Genomic DNA, 20,992 nt, shown 5'->3' with positions numbered 1-20,992 from the left:
GTCACTTGGTGCCGAACAGGCGGTCGCCGGCATCGCCCAGACCCGGCACGATGTAGCCATGATCGTTGAGGTAGCTGTCGACCGCAGCGGTGTAGATCGGCACGTCGGGATGCGCCTCCTGCAGGGTCTTGATGCCTTCGGGCGCGGCGACGAGGCAGACGAACTTGATCGCCTGCGCGCCACGGTCCTTGATGCGGTCGAGCGCGGCGACGGCGGAATGGCCGGTCGCGAGCATCGGATCGAGCACGATCGCGAGGCGCTCGCCGATATCGAGCGGCAGCTTGCAGTAGTACTCGACCGCTTCGAGCGTGTGCGGGTCGCGGTACAGACCGACGTGGCCGACGCGCGCCGACGGAATCAGGTCGAGCATGCCGTCGAGCAGGCCGTTGCCGGCGCGCAGGATCGAGATCAGGCAAAGCTTCTTCGACGACAGCGTCGGCGCATCGATCGTCGCGAGCGGCGTTTCGATCGTCGTCGTTTCGAGCGGCAGGTCGCGCGTCACCTCGTAAGCGAGCAGCGTCGCGATCTCGCGCAGCAGCTGGCGGAACTCGGCGGTCGACGCCTCCTTGCGCCGCATGAGCGTGAGCTTGTGTTGAACGAGGGGGTGATCGATCACGACGACGTTGGACATTTCTCATGGCCTCAAAGTAGGTGAAGCGTAAGCTTCCCTTCTCCCACCGGGAGAAGGTGGCGCGGCAGCGCCGGATGAGGGAAGAGCGTCGCACATTCTCGCCTCGTTACAACCTTGCGAGGCTTCTCCCTCATCCGCCCTTCGGGCACCTTCTCCCGGTGGGAGAAGGGAAGAACTAAAAAACCGTTCCGTCGCTGACGATATTCAACGGCGGCGCGCCGCCGGGGCGACGCTCGGCGGCGATCTTGCGCCCGGCCGTCCACGTGCCGCCTTCGAGCACGCGCGCGAGAGGCATGGCCGCCGCGTCGAGGCCGAGTTTCGCGCGGAGGCGCTCGGCGAGACGGTCGAGCCCGATCACGGTCAGCGCTCGCCATTCGACAATGGCCGGATGATCGACCGCCAGCGCCTGGGTATACAAATCCGCATCGCGCGCGGCGATCACGCCGAAGTCGATCAGCAGGCCGCCGTTGCGGTATTCGGGCAGCCCGGTCAATTGGTCGAGTCCGGTGACTTCAAGGCCGCCGTCGGCGAGCGGTTCGAGCAGCGAGTACGCCAGCCACTGCGTCAGCTTGTGAAACGGCACGAGACCGTCGGTCGGGTCGCTCGCATCGATGGCCGCGCAGGGATGCTTCCAGCAGTCGCCGAGATCGACGCCGCCGATCGCGAGCCGCCCCGGCCAGACCGGGCCGAGCGCGTGCAGCAGCGTCTCGAGCAGCAGCGTCGCGGGGATTTTTCCATCGACAGCGTGCGCCGCGAGGTAGTCGTAGAGATGGCCCAGTCGCGCAGGTGCGCCAAATACATCGGGATTGATGCACGCCACCGCGCCGAGCCGGCGCAGCAGCTTCACGCGGCCTTCGACGCCAACGAGCGGGTTGTTCGCATCGACTTGGAAACCGCGCTCGACGTCGTCGATCGCGACCTGCATCAGGGCCGCCGCATCGCTGCACAGCGGTTCGCTCTTGTCGGTGGCGAACGCGCCGTTGACGAACATGTCGAAGCTGGCGACGCCGAGGCCTTCCGAGCGCGAAAAGCCCTTGTGGTGCGCCTCATCGTAGTACTCCCACGACGCGCCCGCGCCCGCATCGAGCAGCACGCTCGGGATCGTGAGGTCTATGCCGATGCGCGCGCGTTCCGCGGCATGTTCCGGACCGGACAATCCGCGCTGCGCGACCAGTTCGCCCCAGCGGTCGATGCCGCCGGCCTCGAAATGGCGGCGGCGGCTGTGGATCGGCACGTCGAGGTCGGGAAAGCGCTTGCGCATCACCCCGAGCACGTAGTCGGCGCAGGCGTCGAGCTTGTCCTCGTGCCAGCTGAAATGCGGCGTCCGGCCCGCTTCGGCCGCGACCATGATGCGCGCGCAGCGCTCGCGCACGGCGGCGGCGCTCAACAGTTTCAGCGCAGCGTCTCTTTCCCGATTCCCGGCTGCGGCTGCCGACTCCCCGTCGCCGTCATTCATTGAGGCCGCGTCCCTTGGCCTTCGCCAGTTCGTCCGTGCCGGGCGCGGCTTCGGTGCTGAAGTAGCCCGCGGCGACCTTCGCGTCCATCTCCACGCGCGCATCCTGCGGAATCAGCTCGTCGGGAATCGCGACGCGCTCGACCACCTCGATGCCCTGCTCGGTCAGCGCGCCATGCTTCATGTTGCTCATCGACGCCCAGCGATCGATGCGCCGGATGCCGAGCCAGTGGAACACGTCGGGCATCAGCTCCTGGAAGCGCATATCCTGCACGCCGGCGACGCATTCGGTGCGGGCGAAATAGGTCTCGGCACGATCGCCGCCCTGCTGGCGCTTGCGCGCGTTGTAGACGAGGAACTTGGTCACCTCGCCGAGCGCGCGGCCCTCCTTGCGGTTGTAGACGACGAGGCCGACGCCACCCTGCTGCGCCATTTCGATGCAGACCTCGATGCCGTGGGCGAGATACGGGCGGCAAGTGCAGATGTCCGAGCCGAACACGTCCGAGCCGTTGCATTCGTCGTGCACGCGGCAGGCGACCTTCGTTTCGTTTTTGCCGAGCCGGGTGATGTCGCCGAAGAAGTACAGCGTCATGCCGCCGATCGGCGGCAGGAACACGTGCAGGTCGGAACGCGTGACCAGCTCGGAAAACATGCCGCCGGTCTGCTCGAACAGGCCGCGGCGCAGGTCCGATTCCTTGATGCCGAAACGCTGCGCGATGCCGGGCAGATACCAGACCGGATCGACCGCGGCCTTGGTCACCTTGACGTCGCCGTTCGCATGCAGGATGTGGCCGTCGGCTTTCAGGCGCCCCGCCTCGATCGCGTCCTTGAGCTCGGGCATGTTGATGTGCGCGCGCGTCACCGCGATCGTCGGACGGATGTCGGCGCCGGCGGCGATCTCGCCGGCGAACGCGGTCGCGACCATGTGGCCCCACGGATCGAGCGAAACGATCTTGTCCTGGCCCTGCGCGTTCTTCTCCCACCACTGCGCGTGCGGACCGATCGCGTCGGCCGGCATGGTATTGGTCAGGTCGGGACGATGGCCGCGGTCGAGCCGGCCCGAGGCGATCGCCAGCGCGCGGTACACCGCGTAGGCGCCCGAATGGGTGCCGATGACGTTGCGTTTGGCGGGATCGGTCAGCGAGGCGATGATCGGCCCGCGCTGCTTCGGCGTCGGTGCTCCCCAGTGGATCGGCGCCGCCTGACTGCGGCTGTCGGGATGCGAGGTCAGGACGATATGACGTGAATTCATGTTTTTATGCGATCACAAAGATGCAGCATAGCGGGTTTTGGGAGCGTGTAAAGTGGGCCTTGTTTCCCTTCTCCCACCGGGAGAAGGTGGCGCGGCAGCGCCGGATGAGGGAAGAGCATACTGGTTCCGCAACGCATTCATGGCTGGAATGCTTTTCCCTCGTCCGCCCCTTCGGGGCACCTTCTCCCGGCGGCAGAAGGGAGGAAATGAATAGCCGTCTAAACGTCCAAACAAACAGGCGCTGAATCGCCGATGGCCGCGCGGCGACCGAAGCTGCAAACGGGTAGCGATCCGTGTATGATGCGCGATTTACATCTTTCCATCCGAATCAAAGGATAAATGCCGACATGAGCACCACCCTGTTCACCTCCGAATCGGTGTCCGAAGGTCATCCGGACAAGGTCGCCGACCAGATCTCCGACGCCGTCCTCGATGCCATCCTCGCGCAGGACAAGAAGGCGCGCGTCGCCTGCGAAACGCTGGTGAAGACGGGCGTGGCGATCGTCGCCGGCGAGATCACCACTTCGGCGTGGGTGGACATCGAGGCGCTGACGCGCAAGGTCATCCTCGACATCGGCTACAACTCCAGCGACGTCGGTTTCGATGGCGCCACCTGCGGCGTCATCAACCTGATCGGCAAGCAGTCGCCCGACATCAACCAGGGCGTCGACCGCAAGTCGCCCGAGGAACAGGGCGCCGGCGACCAGGGCCTGATGTTCGGCTACGCGACCAACGAGACGCGCGAATTCATGCCGGCCGCAATCCACTATTCGCACCGCCTCGTCGAGCAGCAGACCAAGGTGCGCAAGAAGGGCAAGCTCAAGTGGCTGCGCCCCGACGCGAAGTCGCAGGTCACGCTGCGCTACGAGGACGGCAAGGCCGTCGCGATCGACGCCGTCGTGCTGTCGACCCAGCACGATCCGTCGGTCAAGCAGAAGGACCTGATCGCCGGCGTGCGCGAGGAAATCCTCAATCCGGTGCTGCCGGCCAAGTGGATCCACAAGGGCACCAAGTTCCACATCAACCCGACCGGCAAGTTCGTGATCGGCGGCCCGGTCGGCGACTGCGGCCTGACCGGCCGCAAGATCATCGTCGACACCTACGGCGGCTGGGCCCGCCACGGCGGCGGCGCGTTCTCGGGCAAGGATCCGTCGAAGGTCGACCGCTCGGCCGCCTATGCCGCGCGCTACGTCGCCAAGAACATCGTCGCGGCCGGCCTCGCCGACCGCTGCGAAATCCAGGTCAGCTACGCGATCGGCGTGGCCGAGCCGACCAGCATCTCGGTGACCACGTTCGGCACCGGCAAGATCAGCGACGAGAAGATCGAGAAGCTGATCCGCAAGCATTTCGACCTGCGCCCGTACGGCATCATCAAGATGCTCGACCTGATCCACCCAATGTATCAGCAGACCGCCGCGCACGGCCACTTCGGCCGCGTCCCGCAGCTGGTCAGGCTGCCGAACGGCGAGACCTTCACCACGTTCTCGTGGGAAAAGACCGACAAGGCCGAGGCGCTGCGCGCGGATGCGAAGCTGAAATAACCGTCCAGCTTCGCCAACCCACGAAAAAGGCCGCGAATGCGGCCTTTTTCATTGCTACACAGCGGAAATTCCGCCGAAACCGGGCGACATGAGTCTTCATCACATCAACCGGCCTCCGACGTTCCCGGGGCGGTTCAGTTGCGCCACGACTCGACCAACGCCACGAATGTCGGCGTGTCGGTACGCAGGATTTCCCGATGCGCACGCTCTTTTTCCGGCACGTCGGCGGCAACCCACACGGAGGTTTTCGGCGCGAACACGGGCGCGAGCTCGATCACGACGCGCCCGGCCGGCAGTTGCGGATACAGCGTGTTGTCGGGATCGAGCGACGCCAGTCCGAGAGCTTGGACGCAGCCAGCACTTGATCCATCGTCGGCGGGCTGGGTGTGTCCGCCGCCATCGCGATAAAAGCCGGCAGACAACAGACGAGCCCCATCACGGTAATGCGCAAGATTTTCATCGTTCGTTTACCCGTCGCGATACACTGGATCGGCACGTTGCGCTTACCGCCGTGGCGCACACGCAATCGCCGTGGATAGTATGCAGCCTCGCGACACAGCGGCGTACGCCACCGAAATTCCGAGTCAGGAGGATTTGTCATGTACCGATCGTATTCGTTCGCGCTCGCCGCGCTTCTCGGCGTGACGTGCGTGTCGTCCAACGCGGCGGCGGCTTCATCCCGCGCCAGTTTCACGCTCGATCAGGTTCTGTCCTATTCGTTTCCGCAGAGCCTGAAGGCGGCGGAGCATGCCGACCGCATCGCGTGGACGATCAATCAGGCCGGCGTGCGCAATATGTGGGTGGCGCAAGGCCCTGCGTTCACCCCGCGGCAGGTCACGCGCTTCACGGACGACGACGGACAGGAAATCACGCAGCTCGCGTTTTCGCCCGACGGCAAGGAACTGGTATTCGTGCGCGGCGGCGATCACGATGCGAACTGGCCGGTGAAGATTCCTCCGAATCCGGCAGCAGGCACGATCGAACCCGAGGTGATGCTATGGGCGGTCGATCTGGATGCCGGCACCGCGCGCGCACTCATCGCGGGCGACGAACCCGCGATTTCGTCGACTGGCGAGCTTGCCTACATCAAGGATGGCCAGGTCTGGACCGCGCCGCTTGCCGCAGGCAGCAAGGACAAGCCCAAACGCCTGTTCTTCGATCGCGGCAAGGTCGGCGACCTGCGCTGGTCGCCGGACGGAAAGCGTTTGGCGTTCGTGTCGAACCGCGACGATCACGCCTTCATCGGCGTGTTTGTCGATGCCGCCACGCCGATCCGGTACCTCGCGCCATCGAGCGGAATGGACGGATCGCCGCGCTGGTCGCCCGACGGCACGCACATCGCCTTTACGCGCCGGCCCGGCAAGGGCGGAGCGCCGCAACCGATGCTGACGCAGACGCCGCAGCCGTGGTCCATCTGGATCGCCGATGCGGGCACCCGGGAGGGCCGTGCGGTTTGGCAAAGCCCCGACACGCTGCCCGGTTCGTATCCGCAAACGCGGGGCGAGGCGAACCTGCATTGGGCCAACGGCGGCTCGCGGCTGGTGTTCCTGGCCTACCTCGACGGCTGGCCGCACCTGTATTCGATGGCGGCCGACGGTGGCGCGCCGCTCCTGCTGACGCCGGGCGATTTCATGGTGGAAGACGTGGTGATGTCGCCCGACGCCCGCTCGGTCGTCTACAGCGCCAACACCGGCACTACGAAAGGCGACGACGACCGCCGTCATCTGTTCAAGGTGGCGGTGGATCGCGCCGCACCGGTCGCGCTGACTTCGGGTACGGACATCCAGACCTCGCCCGTCGCGGCCAGCGATGCCATCGCCTGCATCGTCGCCGGCGCGCAGCGCCCGCCGCTCGTTGCGGTGATGAATGCGTCGGGCGGCGACCGGCGCCTGCTGCAACCCGATCTGGTGCCCGGGGATTTCCCCACCGCCCAACTGGTGACCCCGCAGGCAGTGAGCTTCAAGGCCGCCGACGGCATCTCGATTCATGGCCAGCTTTTCGACAACGCCGACGCCGGCGCGCACAAACCCGGCGTGATCTTCGTGCACGGCGGGCCGGAGCGGCAGATGCTGCTCGGTTGGCACTACATGGGTTACTACGCCAACGACTATGCGGTGAACCAGTATCTGGCAACGCATGGCTTCATCGTGTTGTCGGTGAACTACCGGCTCGGAATCGGCTATGGCTACGCGTTCCACAATCCGCCGCATGCGGGCCCGGCGGGAGCGTCCGAATATCAGGATGTGGTCGCCGGCGCGAAGTTCCTGCAACAGGTGCGCGGCGTCGATCCCGCGCGCATCGGCATCTGGGGCGGCTCTTACGGCGGGTATCTCACCGCGCTCGCGCTGGCGCGCGATTCCGACATCTTCAAGGCCGGCGTGGACCTGCACGGCCTGCACGACTGGTCGCGCGACATCGGCTGGTGGTTCGACCACGATGCGAACAAACGCTACGAGCAGGGCGACTATGCGCAGGCCCTGAAGGTGGCTTGGGAATCCTCGCCGGACGCCGCCATCGCCACGTGGAAATCGCCGGTGCTGCTGATCCAGGGCGACGACGACCGCAACGTGCAGTTCTTCCAGGTGGAAGACGTGGTGCCGCGACTGAGAAAACAACAGGTGCCGTTCGAGGAAATGGTGATCCCCGACGAAATCCACGATTTCCTGCGTTATGCGTCGTGGCGGCAAGCAGACGCGGCGACCGTGGATTTCCTCGAACGCAAGCTCGGCGTCGCGCAGCGCCGCAACCAATGAACCGACGCGAACGAATCGGGCTGGCGCGGAAGCGAAACCGCCCGCGCCACGTTAATGGAATAGAGTTCTTAACTCTTCCCCTTGCCGGGTGAGTAGAGGGCTTTCACCTCCAAGCAGGTGCGCCCTGCCGCCCGCACCGAAAAAGAGCCGCTTGCGCGACCCTTTTCGTTACTGCCTGGCGAAGACTCTCGCCATTTACTCCCCGTGCGCCTCGCCGACGAACTCGGTGACGCCGCCGCGCAGCGTCTCGAAGTCGGCGTCGGACAGCGCGCCGGCCTTCTTGCGGCGCTGGCTGTGGTAGGCCAGGCCGGTGCCCGCAGGAATCAGGCGGCCGACGATGACGTTCTCCTTGAGCCCGCGCAGCGTGTCGCGCGTGCCGCGCACGGCCGCCTCGGTGAGCACGCGCGTGGTCTCCTGGAACGAAGCCGCCGAGATGAACGACTCCGTCGCCAGCGACGCCTTGGTGATGCCGAGCAGCATCGGATCGAACTGCGCCTCCCGCTCGTCGCGCGCCTTGGCGCGCGCGTTCTCGTCGGCGACCCGCTTGCGGTCGCTCTGCTCGCCCTTGAGATAGCGCGTATCGCCGGGAACGGTGATCTCGACCTTGCGCAACATCTGGCGAATGATCGCTTCGATGTGCTTGTCGTTGATGCGCACGCCCTGCAGGCGGTACACGTCCTGGATTTCCTTGACCAGGTACGCGGCCAGCGGCTCCACGCCGAGCAAACGGAGAATGTCGTGCGGATTCGGCTCGCCATCGACGACGGTTTCGCCCTTCTCCACGTGCTCGCCCTCGAACACGATGACCTGACGCCACTTCGGAATCAGTTCCTCGTGATCGTTGCCGTCGGCGTCCTTGATGATGAGGCGCTGCTTGCCCTTGGTGTCCTTGCCGAAGCTGACCACGCCGGAGACTTCCGCGAGAATCGCCGGTTCCTTCGGCTTGCGGGCTTCGAACAGAATCCGCTGCGCGAGGTAGACCGCCGGTGATGTCGGCCTTGACTGGGCTAAATGATAGCAAATATGCTGTCACTTGTGAATGACATCGTATTGGATACCAGCGTTTTCGTAGCTATCCTTCGCTCCACAGGCGGCACGGCTCGTGAAGTGCTGCGTCGCTGTTTGCAAGGACAGTACTGCCCTTTGTTCGGCAATGCGTCGTGGCTGGAATACGAAGACGTGCTGGGTCGCGGAATCGTGGACACCACAACGAGTGAAGCCGAAAGGCAGATCGTTCTGGCGGCGCTCGCGCGAACAGGGCGCTGGGTGCAGGTGTATTACGGATGGCGCCCCAACCTGCGCGACGAAGGTGACAGCCATTTGATTGAACTTGCTGTCGCAGGCAATGCCACCGCCATCGTCACGCACAATGTCCGCGACTTGCGCAGCGGCGAACTGATCTGGCCGGCACTGCGCATCCTGACGCCGGCACAATGCCTGAAGGAGTTGTCATGAGCACGCTCACCATCCGCATTCCCGACAACACAGCCGAAAGATTGAAATTGCTAGCACGCAGCCGCGGCTTGAGCGTGAACAAGCTGGTCGAGGAATTGAGCACACAGGCGCTGTCAGCGTTCGATGCGGAAACGCGATTCCGCGCAATGGCGGCGCGCGGCGATGCGGCGCAGGCGCTTGCCATCCTTGATCGTCTGGACCGACGGAGCCAAAAGGCTTCAAGAAGGTCAACCTGACCCCGTTTCCCGCGCGGCGGCATTCGCCGCCCCGCCTCCCTTCCGCCGGGCATGCCACGATGACCGACCCCGCAGCCGATTCCGAACCTCATTCCGCGGACGAAGCCCTGACCACGCTGCTGCACCGCTACGCCGCGGGCGACGACGGCGCGATGGCGCGGCTGATGCCGCGCGTCTACGACGAGTTGCACCGCGCCGCGCGCCGCCAGTTGCAGCAGGAACGCGCCGACCACACGCTGCAGCCGACCGCGCTGGTCAACGAGGTCTTCCTGCGCCTCGCCGACCGGCGCGAGCTCGAACTCAACGACCGCGCGCATTTCATCCGCCTCGCCGCGCAGATCATGCGCCACGTGCTCGTCGACCATGCGCGCGCGCAGCGCGCGCAGAAGCGCGGCGGCGACGTCGCCGTGACCAGCCTCGACCGCCTCGAACAGAGTTCCGGCGTTCCCTCGGTGAGCGACGCCGGCGCCGACGACGAAGGCGGCGCCTTGCGCGTGGAGCTGGATTTCCTCGCCCTCGATGCCGCGCTCGACAATCTCGCCAAACTGTCCGAGCGCCAGGTCCAGGTCGTCCACCTGCGTTATTTCGGCGGCCTGTCGATCGAGGAAGTCGCGCAGACGCTCGACCTCTCGCCGGCCACGGTCAAGCGCGACTGGACCATGGCGCGGCTGTTCCTGCGCCGCGAACTCGAGGCGGCGCAGGTGCAACCGCCGGGTTGACGCCGGCGGCCATCCGCCGCGATCAGTGCCCGAACAGGCCCTTGAGCGCGTCGACCGGGCCTTTCTTTTCTGCCTTGCCGCGATTGCCGTCGTCGCGGCCGCCGTCGTCGCCGCGCCCGCGGCCGTTCATCGACGCCGCGTTTTCGCCGAGCATGTTCATCGCCACCGACTTGTTGCGCACGCGCGCGACCCAGTCGGGCGACCACGAGACCGGTGCGTTCGCCGGCTTCGGCGGATACGAAAAATTCGCCTCGTTGCCGTAGGCGATGCCCTGCAGCATCGCAGTCTTCGCCTCGGCGAAGATGCCGGCCGGCACCTCGCATTCGGTCGTCGCCGGCGCGAGCAGCACCTTCTCGCGCAGCCACTTGTCGACGTTCGCGTTCGAGGCGTAGTTCATCAGGCCGGTGCCCGATTCGGGCGGCTCGGACGAACTCCATAGCACGAGGTCGGGCGCGCCGGACTTGTCCTCGCTCGCGCTCATCGCGGTGAGCAGGTAGGCGCGCGCCTGCGCGATCGGCTGCCAGCGCACGCGGATCGACTCGGCGAGCTTGCCGCCGGATTCGACGCGGAAGCTCGGCATGAAATCCTGGTCGCGCGACAGGGTGAACTTCAGATTGTCGGGCACGCCCTCGCCGCTCACGACGTGCTCGCCGGCGAGCGAGGCGCCGCGCGCGACGCGCGAGTTCTCCTTGTCGTTCGGCCAGATCGCGTAGCCTGCTTCCGCGCGCGCGCCGCGGTCGGGCACGCTGCGGCCCTGCATGAAGCCGGCATAGTCCTGCGTCGAAAAATGCGCCATGTCGATCACGCGCGGCTGGCCCGGCTTCACCGTCGCGCCGCAGCCCCAGTAGAACAGGATGCGACCGCGCGGGCGTTCGGGATACGTCGGATCGTCGCTGCCGCCGACGCCTTCGCGCGGCGGCGTGACCAAGTGCAGCGGCTCGGCGCCGAGATCGGCACGCTGCGGAATCTCCTGCGTCGCGCTCGTGCCGCCCGGCTTGTTCGCCGTGTACAGCGCGATATCGATCTGCCGGCCCGGCATGCCCATCGACTTGGTCAAGCCGAAGTTGCCGACGCCCTTGGCGCGGCGCCCGTCGCGGCCCTGCGCCGCGTGCGTGCCCATCATGCCGCCCATCATGCGGCCGGCGATGCCGCTCATTTCGGGCATCTCGTCCATGCCCATGAGGTTGTAGGTGGCCAGGTCCATCCAGTACTGCGCGATCGGGCCGCGCGCGGCGGCGGGCTTCGGCGCTTCGGCAGCGCCGGCGGTCGAGGCAAGAACGAACGCGACCGCAGCGGTCAGCGGCGAGAAACGGCGGACGAAAATCCGGATGGTCATGACGGTTTCCTTTTTCGAGTGGCGACCCCGAACGAGGTCTTTGGCAATTCATTGAGCGCGCAACCGCGCGAATCGGCTCATCGCGGCCGCAGAGTTCCCAACCCGAGCAATGCCGCCAGCGTCGCGAGCAGACACAAGGCCTGCAAGCCGAACAGCGGCGCCGGCTTGAGCGCGGCCGTGGACGCAGGCACGGCGTTGAAGCTGGCGGTGATGCTGCGCACAGCCGCGATGTTGCTCAACGTGCAGGCCGTGCCATTCACGCTGTCGCAGCCGCTGAAGCCGCTGAAGACATAGCCCGCGTTGGCGCTGACCGTGCAGGTGACCGTGCTGCCGGCGGCGGCCGTGGCGGGGCAACTCGTGAACGTGCCGGCGCCCGCGGGAGTCACGCTGGCGGCAATCGAAAACTGCGCGGGCGCGGCGGCGGCCGTGAGCTTGAATATCTGCCAGCTGTTGCTCGCCCCCACGTAAACCGTGCCGTCGCCGGCCACCGCCACGCCGACCGGACCGCTGAACGTCAGCGCCGTGCCGGTGCTGTCGCGCAGCGTGCTGATCTCGCCGGCGGCCGTGACCACGCGCACCACGCCGTCCCAGTAGTGGGTCAGGAAGACGTCGTTGCCCGCATCCACCGCCACGCCGTAGGAATAACCGAGCTTGGCCGACGAGGCCGTTCCGTCGACCACGCCCGCGCCCGCGTTGCCGTTGGCGCAATCGCCGAGCACGGTGCTCACGGTGGCGCTGGCCACGTCGATCTTGCGCAGACAGGGACTGTCGGTGTCGGTGTCGTACAGCGCGCTGCCGTCGCGGGTGATCGCCAGACCGTTCGGCCGCGCCATCTTGGCGGCCGTGCCCACGCCGTCCTGGAAAGCCTGCGTGCCGTCTCCGGCCAGCGTGCTCACCGTGCCGTCGACCGCCACCTTGCGCACGCGAAAATTCTCTAGGTCGGCTACGAACAGATTGCCCGCGCCGTCGAGCGCGATGCTGGCGGGGGTGTTGAACAGCGGCGCGGCCGGGCTATCGGCGTAACCGCTGGCGGTGCTGCCCGTCCAGGTGTCGTAGGTCGCGGCGTTCGGAGCGATCTTGTTGATGCGGTGATGGTCGCTCACGTACAGGGTGCCGTCCTGGGCCAGCGCCAAGCCGACCGTAGCGTTCATCGGCTGCCCCGGAGTGACGTTGGCGCCGCCGCCGAGGGTCGTGTCGATCTTGAACACCGAATCGCCCACGGCCGCGTAGAGAGTGGCGCCGCTCGCGTCGAGCGCCAGCGCATGAGGCGATGCGACCGTCGCCGTCAGCAACTCCGCCGTCCAGGGCTGGATGGTGAGCACGGCGGCGCTGCTGGTCGTCGTGCCGTCCGCGTTCGTCACCTTCACGCGATATTGCACGCCATTGTCGGCCAACTGTTTGGCGCCCGTGGTGTAACTGGCGGCGTTGCCGGAACCGCCGACGATGTAGTGCCAGTTGACGCCGCCGTCGGTGCTGCTTTCCCATTCGTAATCCGTGGCGCCAGTGGCCTGCACGCTCAGCGTGGCGGTCAGGCCCTGGCTGACCGCGGCGCTGGCCGGCTGCGAGGTGATGACCGGCGCGGCGGCCTGCGCCCAAGCGGTGATCAACGACAGCACTGCGCCGCATGGATATTTGTACATGATTGGTTTCTCCCGAGATGATTCGCAGGTCGTGATCCGCCGCCCGATGCGGGCGAGCGCTGTTCTGTTCCAATCTCTTCAGCGTAGAATCGGAAAAACCGGCTCATCGGGGACTGGCGCGACGAGATTCGCGCCGGGATGAGCCGTTCGGGATTGCGTTGCGCTCCAGGGGTTATGGATTCCGTACGCTGGCAGAAGCTGACCGACATCGTCGGTGAATGTCTGGACTTGCCCGTCGCCGAGCGCGATGCGTTCGTTCGTGCGCGCAGCGGCGACGACGAGGCGCTGTACCGCGAAGTGCTGGCGTGGATCGCGAACGCCGCTTCGGACGGCGACGATTTCCTGCGGCAACCGCCGCAGATGGATACGCGCTTGCTGCAGGCCGCCGCGGCCGCGGGCGGCGCGTCGAACTGGATCGGCCGGCGCTTCGGCCCTTACCGCATCGTCGGCGAGGTCGCCCGCGGCGGCATGGGCAGCGTGTTCAAGGCCGTGCGCGACGACGACGAATACCGCAAGGAAGTCGCGATCAAGCTGATCCGCTCCGATCTCGGCGGCGAGGTGATCGCCGCGCGCTTCCGCAGGGAGCGCCAGATCCTCGCCGGCCTCGACCATCCGAACATCGCGCGCCTGATCGACGGCGGCACGACCGAAGAAGGTCTGCCCTATCTGGTCATGGATTACGTCGACGGCGAGCCGATCGACCGCCATTGCCACCGGCTCGCGCTCGGCGTGCGCGAGCGCCTGCAGCTGTTCTGCGACGTCTGCGCTGCCGTCCAGTTCGCGCACCAGCGCCTGATCGTGCACCGCGACCTCAAGCCGAGCAACATCCTGATCGACCGCGACGGCAACGTGAAACTGCTCGACTTCGGCATCGCCCGCCTGATCGATTCGGCCGCTGCCGGCGAACCGACCACGATCCACGCCTTCACCCCCGAATACGCCAGCCCGGAGCAGGTCAAGGGCGAGGCGATCACCACCGCCAGCGACGTCTACTCGCTCGGCGTGCTGCTCTACCGCCTGCTCGCCGGGCGCAGCCCGTACCGTTCGGACAATTCGCAACTGCACGCGCTCGTGCACGAGATCGTCAGCACCGATCCGCCGAAGCCGAGCGCGACCGCGCAAACCGGGCGCGATTCCCCGCCCGCAGCGCAAACGCTGGACGCCGAACGCCTGCGCCGCGCGCTGCGCGGCGACCTCGACACGATCGTGCTGATGGCGCTGCGCAAGGAACCGGCGCAACGCTACGCCTCGGTCGAGCAGTTCGCCGACGACGTGCGCCGCCATCTCGACGACCGGCCCGTGCGTGCGCGCGACGGCGCGCTCGCCTACCGCGCGCGCAAGTTCCTCGTGCGCCATCGCCTCGGCGTGACCCTCGGCGCGCTCGCCGTCGCCGGTCTGCTCACGCTGTCGGTCTACGCGCTCCAACAGGCGCACAGTGCGCGTGCGGAAAGAGCGCGCGCGGAACGCCACTTCAACGGCGTGCGCGACCTGGCCAATCGCTTCATCAGCGACGTGTTCCTGCAAATCGTCGACGTGCCCGGCACGGCGAAAGCGCAGCAGACACTGCTCGACACCGGCATCGACTATCTCAATCGGCTCGGCACCGACGCCGGCAACAACCGCGCGCTGCTGCTCGAAATCGCGCTCGGCTATGTCAAGCTCGCGCAGATTCAGGAGCGCGCGTTGATGCCGCCGGCGAAACGCACGCAGGCCGCCAATCTCGCTCTCGACATGATCGAGCGCGCCGAGGCGATCGCGCCCGCCGACGTCGCATCGAAGCACCTTCGCCTGCGGGCGCAAACCCTGCTCGCCGGCAGTGAAGCCGACGCGCAGAATTTCGATGCGGCGAAAGCTCACTTCGAAGCCGCCGCCGCGCTCGCGCGCGAGGCGCACGACGCGAACGAACCGTCCGAGATGGCGGAATCGCGCGCGACCGCCTTCGCCGACTTCGCCAATTCGACGGGCATCGACATCCCCGTGGATCGCCGTCTCGCCCTGCTGCGCGAGGCCCATGCCAGCAGCGAAGCCGCGCTGCGCACGGCGAAGAACGACCGCAACCGCGACGACATCGAAAACACGCTCGCCGCGACTTCGCTCTACCTCGCCCGCGCACAACAGGAAGACCGCGCCGATCCGAAGCGGCGCGAGAAGGCGCTCGCTTACGCGCAGGATGCGATCCGCCGCCAGGGAGCGCTCTACGCGAGAGACCCGCACAACATCAAGAATCTCGTCAATCTCGCGCTCGAGTCCGCCACGGCCGCAACGATCGCGGGCCAGATGGGCGACTACGCCGCGGCGCGCGAGTTCTACCGCAAGGCCGGCGTCTACGACGAAGAAATGCAGCGCCAGGATCCGGGCCAACCCACCGCGATGGTCAACCGCATCGGCATGCGTCTGGAACGGATCGATATGGAACTGCGCGCGAACGCCTCGCCGCGCGCGCAGCTCGAAGAACTCGCCGCGACCGAACGCATGGTGCAGCAATTGCCCGACTATCTTGCCGGGCAGCGCCAGATGATCGCGGTGCGCGCATGGATCGACGCGCTCCGGGCCGAATTCAGCCTGCGCCGCAGCGAGGAAGCCGATCTTGCGCCGGCCGCGCGCATCGCGCTCAAGCGCGAAGCGATCGTCCTGTTCGAGAACTCGAACGCGTTGATTGCGCGAATCCCCGAGATGATCGACGAACAAACCCGGCACCTCGTCGAGCTCGTCCGCACCGGCGAGGCGCGCGCACGCGCCTCGCTGGATAAGCTGCAGGCGCATTGACCGGTCGTTTCGCCGGCGTCACGCCCGCGAGGACGGAGGATTGATCGAAGAGACCCTCACCGCTCGCGCAGGAGTTTGTCCGCGTGGGCCAGATCCTCGGCCGTATCGACGCCCGGCGGAAACGGCTCCGGTGCGATGCGCACCGCGATGCGGTAGCCGTGTTCGAGCGCGCGCAACTGTTCCAGCGATTCGATACGCTCGAGCGCCGTCGGCGCGAGCGCGGCGAAGCGACGCAGGAATCCGGCACGGTAGGCGTAGATGCCGATATGACGCAGGAACTCGATGCCCGCCGGCAACTTCGTCCGACTCCCGGCTTCCGCAAACGCATCGCGCGCCCAAGGCAACGGCGCGCGGCTGAAATACAACGCCGATTCGTCGCGCGCACGCACGACCTTGACGCAGTTCGGATTGAACAATTCTTCTGCCGACGCGACGGGCGTCGCCAGCGTCGCCATCGGCACGTCGTTCTGCGCGAGCGCGGCGGCGACCTCGCGGATGCCGCTCGCCGGCGCCAGCGGTTCGTCGCCCTGCAGGTTGACCACGATCGCCTCGTCGGGCCATCCCAGCGTCTGCGCGCATTCGGCGAGGCGATCGCTGCCCGAGGCGTGATCGGCGTGCGTCATCGCGACCGTCGCGCCGCAACCGTCGAGCGCCGCGACGATGCGCGCGTCGTCGGTCGCGACGACGACCTGCGCCGCGCCGGCCGTCTGCGCGCGGCGCACGACGTGGCGAATCATCGGCTCCTTCGCCAGCGGCAGCAGCGGCTTGCCGGGCAGGCGCGTGGAGGCATAGCGTGCGGGAATCGCGACGATGAAAGGAACCTGCATGGAACTTGTCCGTCCGACGAATCGTGGATGCGCCGGATGATAATCCAGGACGGCGCATGAGCGCCCGATCCGCACCTGCAACGAGAAGCAAAAAACGAAAAAGGCCGCTTGCGCGACCCTTTTCGTTACTGCCTGGCGAAGACTCTCGCCATTTACTCCCCGTGCGCCTCGCCGACGAACTCGGTGACGCCCCCACGCAGCGTCTCGAAATCGGCGTCGGACAGCGCGCCGGCCTTCTTGCGACGCTGGCTGTGGTAGGCCAAACCGGTTCCCGCCGGGATCAGGCGACCGACGATGACGTTCTCCTTGAGCCCGCGCAGCGTGTCGCGCGTGCCGCGCACGGCCGCCTCGGTGAGCACGCGCGTGGTCTCCTGGAACGAAGCCGCCGAGATGAACGACTCCGTCGCCAGCGACGCCTTGGTGATGCCGAGCAGCATCGGATCGAACTGCGCCTCCCGCTCGTCGCGCGCCTTGGCGCGCGCGTTCTCGTCGGCGACCCGCTTGCGGTCGCTCTGCTCGCCCTTGAGATAGCGCGTATCGCCGGGAACGGTGATCTCGACCTTGCGCAACATCTGGCGAATGATCGCTTCGATGTGCTTGTCGTTGATGCGCACGCCCTGCAGGCGGTACACGTCCTGGATTTCCTTGACCAGGTACGCGGCCAGCGGCTCCACGCCGAGCAAACGGAGAATGTCGTGCGGATTCGGCTCGCCATCGACGACGGTTTCGCCCTTCTCCACGTGCTCGCCCTCGAACACGATGACCTGACGCCACTTCGGAATCAGTTCCTCGTGATCGTTGCCGTCGGCGTCCTTGATGATGAGGCGCTGCTTGCCCTTGGTGTCCTTGCCGAAGCTGACCACGCCGGAGACTTCCGCGAGAATCGCCGGTTCCTTCGGCTTGCGGGCTTCGAACAGATCCGCTACGCGAGGTAGACCGCCGGTGATGTCGCGGGTCTTCGAGGTTTCCTGCGGGATACGCGCGATGACGTCGCCGACGCCGACTTCCGCGCCGTCCTGCAGCGAGATGATCGCACCGGCAGGCAGGAAGTACTGCGCCGAAATGTCGGTGCCCGGCAGGCGCAGTTCCTTGCCCTTCTTGTCTTCCAGACGCACGATCGGACGCAGATCCTTGGCCTGCGTGCCGCGGCGCTTCGGATCGGTGACGACCGCCGACTCGAGGCCGGTCAGCTCGTCGGTCTGCGCCTGCACGGTGACGCCGTCGATGAAGTCGATGAAGCGCACCTTGCCGGCCACTTCGGTGACGATCGGATGCGTGTGCGGATCCCAGTTGGCGATGGTCTGGCCGGCCTTGACCGCCGCGCCGTCCTTGACCGAGATCGTCGCGCCGTAAGGCACCTTGTAGCGCTCGCGCTCGCGGCCGTGCGCGTCCATGATCGACAGTTCGCCCGAACGCGACACGGCGACGAGGTGGCCGGCGCTGTGCTGCACGGTCTTCAAGTTATTGAACTTGACCGAGCCGGTGGTCTTGACCGAGACGTTGTCCACCGCCGCCGCGCGCGACGCCGCGCCGCCGATGTGGAACGTGCGCATGGTCAGCTGCGTGCCCGGCTCGCCGATCGACTGCGCGGCGATGACGCCGACCGCCTCGCCCTGGTTGACGAGGTGGCCGCGCGCGAGGTCGCGTCCGTAGCAGTGCGCGCAGATGCCGAAGCTCGACTCGCAGGTGATCGGCGAACGCACGAGCAGGCTCTGCACGCCGGCGGCTTCGAGCTTCTCGACCCACTTCTCGTCGAGCAGCGTGTTGCGCGTGACGATCGGCTCGTCGTCGTTGCCCGGCGCGAACGTGTCGGCCGCGACGACGCGTCCGAGCACGCGGTCCTTCAGCGGCTCGACGACGTCGCCGCCTTCCACGATCGCGGTCAGGGTCAGGCCGTTGAGCGTGCCGCAATCGGTTTCGGTGACGACCACGTCCTGGGCGACGTCGACGAGACGGCGCGTGAGGTAGCCCGAGTTCGCCGTCTTCAGCGCGGTGTCGGCCAGGCCCTTGCGCGCGCCGTGGGTCGAGTTGAAGTACTGCAGCACGTCGAGGCCTTCGCGGAAGTTGGCCTTGATCGGCGTCTCGATGATCGAGCCGTCCGGCTTGGCCATCAGGCCGCGCATGCCGGCGAGCTGGCGGATCTGCGCCTGCGAACCGCGCGCGCCCGAGTCGGCCATGATGTAGAGCGAGTTCATCGACTTCTGGTCGACGGCCTTGCCGTCGGCGGTCTTCACCTTGTCGAAGCCGATGCCCTTCATCATCGCCGCGGCGATCTTCTCGTTGGTGCGCGACCAGATGTCGACGACCTTGTTGTAGCGCTCGCCCGCGGTGACGAGGCCCGAAGCGAACTGCTCCTGGATCTCGCTCACTTCGGTTTCGGCTTCCTCGAGGATGCCGGCCTTCTCGGCCGGGATCTTCATGTCGTCGATGCCGATCGAGATGCCCGCGCGCGTCGCGTAGTGGAAGCCCGTGTACATGAGCTTGTCGGCGAACACGACCGTATCCTTGATGCCGAGACGGCGGTAGCACTGGTTGATCAGACGGCCGATCGCCTTCTTCGTCAGCTCGATGTTGACGAGTTCGAACGGCAGGCCTTCCGGAATGATTTCGGCGAGCAGCGCGCGGCCGACCGTCGTGTCGACGATCGAGGATTTCTTCGTGCGCGTACCGTCCTCAGCGACCTGCGTTTCGGTCAGACGCACCTTGATCTTGGCGTGCAGTTCGACCGCGCGGTTGTCGTAAGCGCGCTTCACCTCGGCGGTGTTGGCGAAGACCATGCCCTCGCCCTTCGCGTTGACCAACTCGCGCGTCATGTAGTACAGGCCGAGCACGACGTCCTGCGACGGCACGATCGCCGGCTCGCCGCTCGCCGGCAACAGGATGTTGTTGGTCGACATCATCAGCGCACGCGCTTCGAGCTGCGCTTCGAGCGACAGCGGCACGTGCACGGCCATCTGGTCGCCGTCGAAGTCGGCGTTGAACGCGGTACAGACGAGCGGATGCAGCTGGATCGCCTTGCCTTCGACGAGCACCGGCTCGAACGCCTGGATGCCGAGGCGATGCAGCGTCGGCGCGCGGTTGAGCAGCACCGGATGCTCGCGGATCACCTCTTCGAGGATGTCCCACACCTCGGCTTCCTCGCGCTCGACCAGCTTCTTCGCCGCCTTGATCGTCGTGGCGAGGCCGCGGCGCTGCAGCTTGGAGAAGATGAAGGGCTTGAACAGCTCCAGCGCCATTTTCTTCGGCAGGCCGCACTCGTGCAGCTTGAGCGTCGGGCCGACCACGATGACCGAGCGGCCCGAGTAGTCGACGCGCTTGCCGAGCAGGTTCTGGCGGAAGCGGCCCTGCTTGCCCTTGATCATGTCGGCGAGCGACTTCAGCGCGCGCTTGTTCGTGCCCGTGATCGCGCGGCCGCGGCGGCCGTTGTCCATCAGCGCGTCCACGGCTTCCTGCAGCATGCGCTTCTCGTTGCGCACGATGATGTCGGGCGCGTTGAGTTCGAGCAGGCGCTTCAAGCGGTTGTTGCGGTTGATGACGCGGCGGTAGAGATCGTTCAGATCGGACGTGGCGAAGCGGCCGCCATCGAGCGGGACCAGCGGACGCAGGTCGGGCGGCAGCACCGGCAGCACGGTCATGACCATGTATTCCGGACGGTTGCCCGACTCGATGAACGCCTCGACCAGCTTGATGCGCTTGGACAGGCGCTTGAGCTTCGTCTCCGAACTCGTGCCGGCGATCTCCTCGCGCAGCTTGATCAGCTCGGCGTTGAGGTCGATCGTCTTGAGCAGTTCATAGACGGCCTCGGCGCCCATGCGCGCGTCGAACTCGTCGCCGTGCTCCTCGACCGCCTGCAGGTACTGCTCTTCGTTGAGCAGCTGGCCGCGCGTCAGCGAGGTCAGGCCCGGATCGACGACGACGTAGGCTTCGAAATAAAGGATGCGCTCGATGTCGCGCAGGGTCATGTCGAGCATCAGGCCGATGCGCGAAGGCAGCGACTTCAAGAACCAGATGTGCGCGACCGGCGAAGCCAGCTCGATATGGCCCATGCGCTCGCGGCGCACCTTGGTCAGGGTCACTTCGGTGCCGCACTTCTCGCAGACGACGCCGCGGTGCTTCATGCGCTTGTACTTGCCGCACAGGCACTCGTAGTCCTTGATCGGGCCGAAGATGGCGGCGCAGAACAGGCCGTCGCGCTCGGGCTTGAACGTGCGGTAGTTGATCGTTTCGGGCTTCTTCACTTCGCCGAACGACCAGGAGCGGATCAGCTCGGGCGAGGCCAGCGCGATCTTGATCGAGTCGAAGTCGAGCGACTGGCGAGTCTGGTTGAAGAGGTTGAGCAGGTCTTTCATCGTGTATCTCCGGGAGGAGGAATTCTTTCGTAGG

General features: G+C 66.4%; 14 protein-coding genes and 1 pseudogene. 6 read left to right on the top strand and 9 right to left on the bottom strand.

From position 1 onward, the window contains the following. Position 1: 1 nt before the first annotated feature. The 3 genes from upp to QM741_RS10210 form a co-directional block, all read right to left on the bottom strand. The gene (gene upp / locus QM741_RS10220) at positions 2–631 is read right to left on the bottom strand and encodes a uracil phosphoribosyltransferase (RefSeq protein WP_415207601.1); all 630 of its coding nucleotides are present in this window, start codon (positions 629–631) and stop codon (positions 2–4) included. Between the two features lie 175 nt (positions 632–806). Beyond that, positions 807–2,018 (bottom strand): URC4/urg3 family protein, encoded by a 1,212-nt coding sequence (locus QM741_RS10215; RefSeq protein ID WP_415207600.1) that lies wholly within the window; start codon positions 2,016–2,018, stop codon positions 807–809. A gap of 61 nt (positions 2,019–2,079) precedes the next feature. Next, positions 2,080–3,336 (bottom strand): GTP cyclohydrolase II, encoded by a 1,257-nt coding sequence (locus tag QM741_RS10210; RefSeq protein WP_415207599.1) that lies wholly within the window; start codon positions 3,334–3,336, stop codon positions 2,080–2,082. 347 nt (positions 3,337–3,683) lie between these two features. Here QM741_RS10210 and metK point away from each other — a divergent pair, with 347 nt between their 5' ends. Beyond that, entirely contained in the window at positions 3,684–4,877 is a 1,194-nt protein-coding gene (metK, locus tag QM741_RS10205) for a methionine adenosyltransferase (protein WP_415207598.1), read from the top strand. A gap of 134 nt (positions 4,878–5,011) precedes the next feature. Here metK and QM741_RS10200 read toward each other — a convergent pair whose 3' ends face one another. Beyond that, positions 5,012–5,299 (bottom strand): hypothetical protein, encoded by a 288-nt coding sequence (locus QM741_RS10200; protein ID WP_415207597.1) that lies wholly within the window; start codon positions 5,297–5,299, stop codon positions 5,012–5,014. 177 nt (positions 5,300–5,476) lie between these two features. Between QM741_RS10200 and QM741_RS10195 the strand changes: the two genes are divergently transcribed. Continuing rightward, positions 5,477–7,630, top strand: a complete 2,154-nt coding sequence (locus QM741_RS10195) for a S9 family peptidase (RefSeq protein WP_415207596.1) — start codon at positions 5,477–5,479, stop codon at positions 7,628–7,630. 195 nt (positions 7,631–7,825) lie between these two features. Here QM741_RS10195 and QM741_RS10190 read toward each other — a convergent pair. Then, positions 7,826–8,624, bottom strand: a pseudogene (locus QM741_RS10190) (DNA-directed RNA polymerase subunit beta'); the annotation flags it as partial. A gap of 29 nt (positions 8,625–8,653) precedes the next feature. Between QM741_RS10190 and QM741_RS10185 the strand changes: the two are divergent. Genes QM741_RS10185 through QM741_RS10175 form a run of 3 tightly spaced genes read left to right on the top strand, consistent with a single transcriptional unit; the run spans position 8,654 to position 10,040 of the window. Continuing rightward, entirely contained in the window at positions 8,654–9,085 is a 432-nt protein-coding gene (locus QM741_RS10185; RefSeq protein ID WP_415207595.1) for a putative toxin-antitoxin system toxin component, PIN family, read from the top strand. Continuing rightward, positions 9,082–9,321: a ribbon-helix-helix protein, CopG family gene (locus tag QM741_RS10180; RefSeq protein WP_415207594.1), complete on the top strand. Its 240-nt coding sequence runs from the start codon at positions 9,082–9,084 to the stop codon at positions 9,319–9,321. The genes QM741_RS10185 and QM741_RS10180 overlap by 4 nt, the downstream gene beginning before the upstream one ends. A gap of 59 nt (positions 9,322–9,380) precedes the next feature. Then, entirely contained in the window at positions 9,381–10,040 is a 660-nt protein-coding gene (locus QM741_RS10175) for an ECF-type sigma factor (protein ID WP_415207593.1), read from the top strand. Positions 10,041–10,062: 22 nt separating this feature from the next. Here QM741_RS10175 and QM741_RS10170 read toward each other — a convergent pair whose 3' ends face one another. Then, positions 10,063–11,376, bottom strand: a complete 1,314-nt coding sequence (locus tag QM741_RS10170) for a hypothetical protein (protein WP_415207592.1) — start codon at positions 11,374–11,376, stop codon at positions 10,063–10,065. A gap of 77 nt (positions 11,377–11,453) precedes the next feature. Then, the gene (locus QM741_RS10165; RefSeq protein WP_415207591.1) at positions 11,454–13,016 is read right to left on the bottom strand and encodes an InlB B-repeat-containing protein; all 1,563 of its coding nucleotides are present in this window, start codon (positions 13,014–13,016) and stop codon (positions 11,454–11,456) included. Between the two features lie 174 nt (positions 13,017–13,190). On the opposite strand from QM741_RS10165, the gene QM741_RS10160 reads away from it, so the two are divergent. Next, positions 13,191–15,782: a protein kinase domain-containing protein gene (locus QM741_RS10160; protein ID WP_415207590.1), complete on the top strand. Its 2,592-nt coding sequence runs from the start codon at positions 13,191–13,193 to the stop codon at positions 15,780–15,782. Between the two features lie 56 nt (positions 15,783–15,838). On the opposite strand, the gene kdsB is transcribed toward QM741_RS10160, so the two are convergent. Next, positions 15,839–16,609 carry a 3-deoxy-manno-octulosonate cytidylyltransferase gene (kdsB, locus tag QM741_RS10155; protein ID WP_415207589.1) on the bottom strand — a complete coding sequence of 257 codons (771 nt, stop codon included), beginning with the start codon at positions 16,607–16,609 and terminating at the stop codon, positions 15,839–15,841. A 152-nt stretch (positions 16,610–16,761) separates the two neighbouring features. After that, entirely contained in the window at positions 16,762–20,958 is a 4,197-nt protein-coding gene (rpoC, locus tag QM741_RS10150; protein WP_415207588.1) for a DNA-directed RNA polymerase subunit beta', read from the bottom strand. Positions 20,959–20,992 lie beyond the last annotated feature (34 nt).

The organism is Rudaea sp. (genome assembly GCF_047601565.1).
Classification (GTDB): Bacteria; Pseudomonadota; Gammaproteobacteria; order Xanthomonadales; family Rhodanobacteraceae; genus Rudaea.
This window is presented reverse-complemented; position numbering and strand designations above follow the sequence as displayed.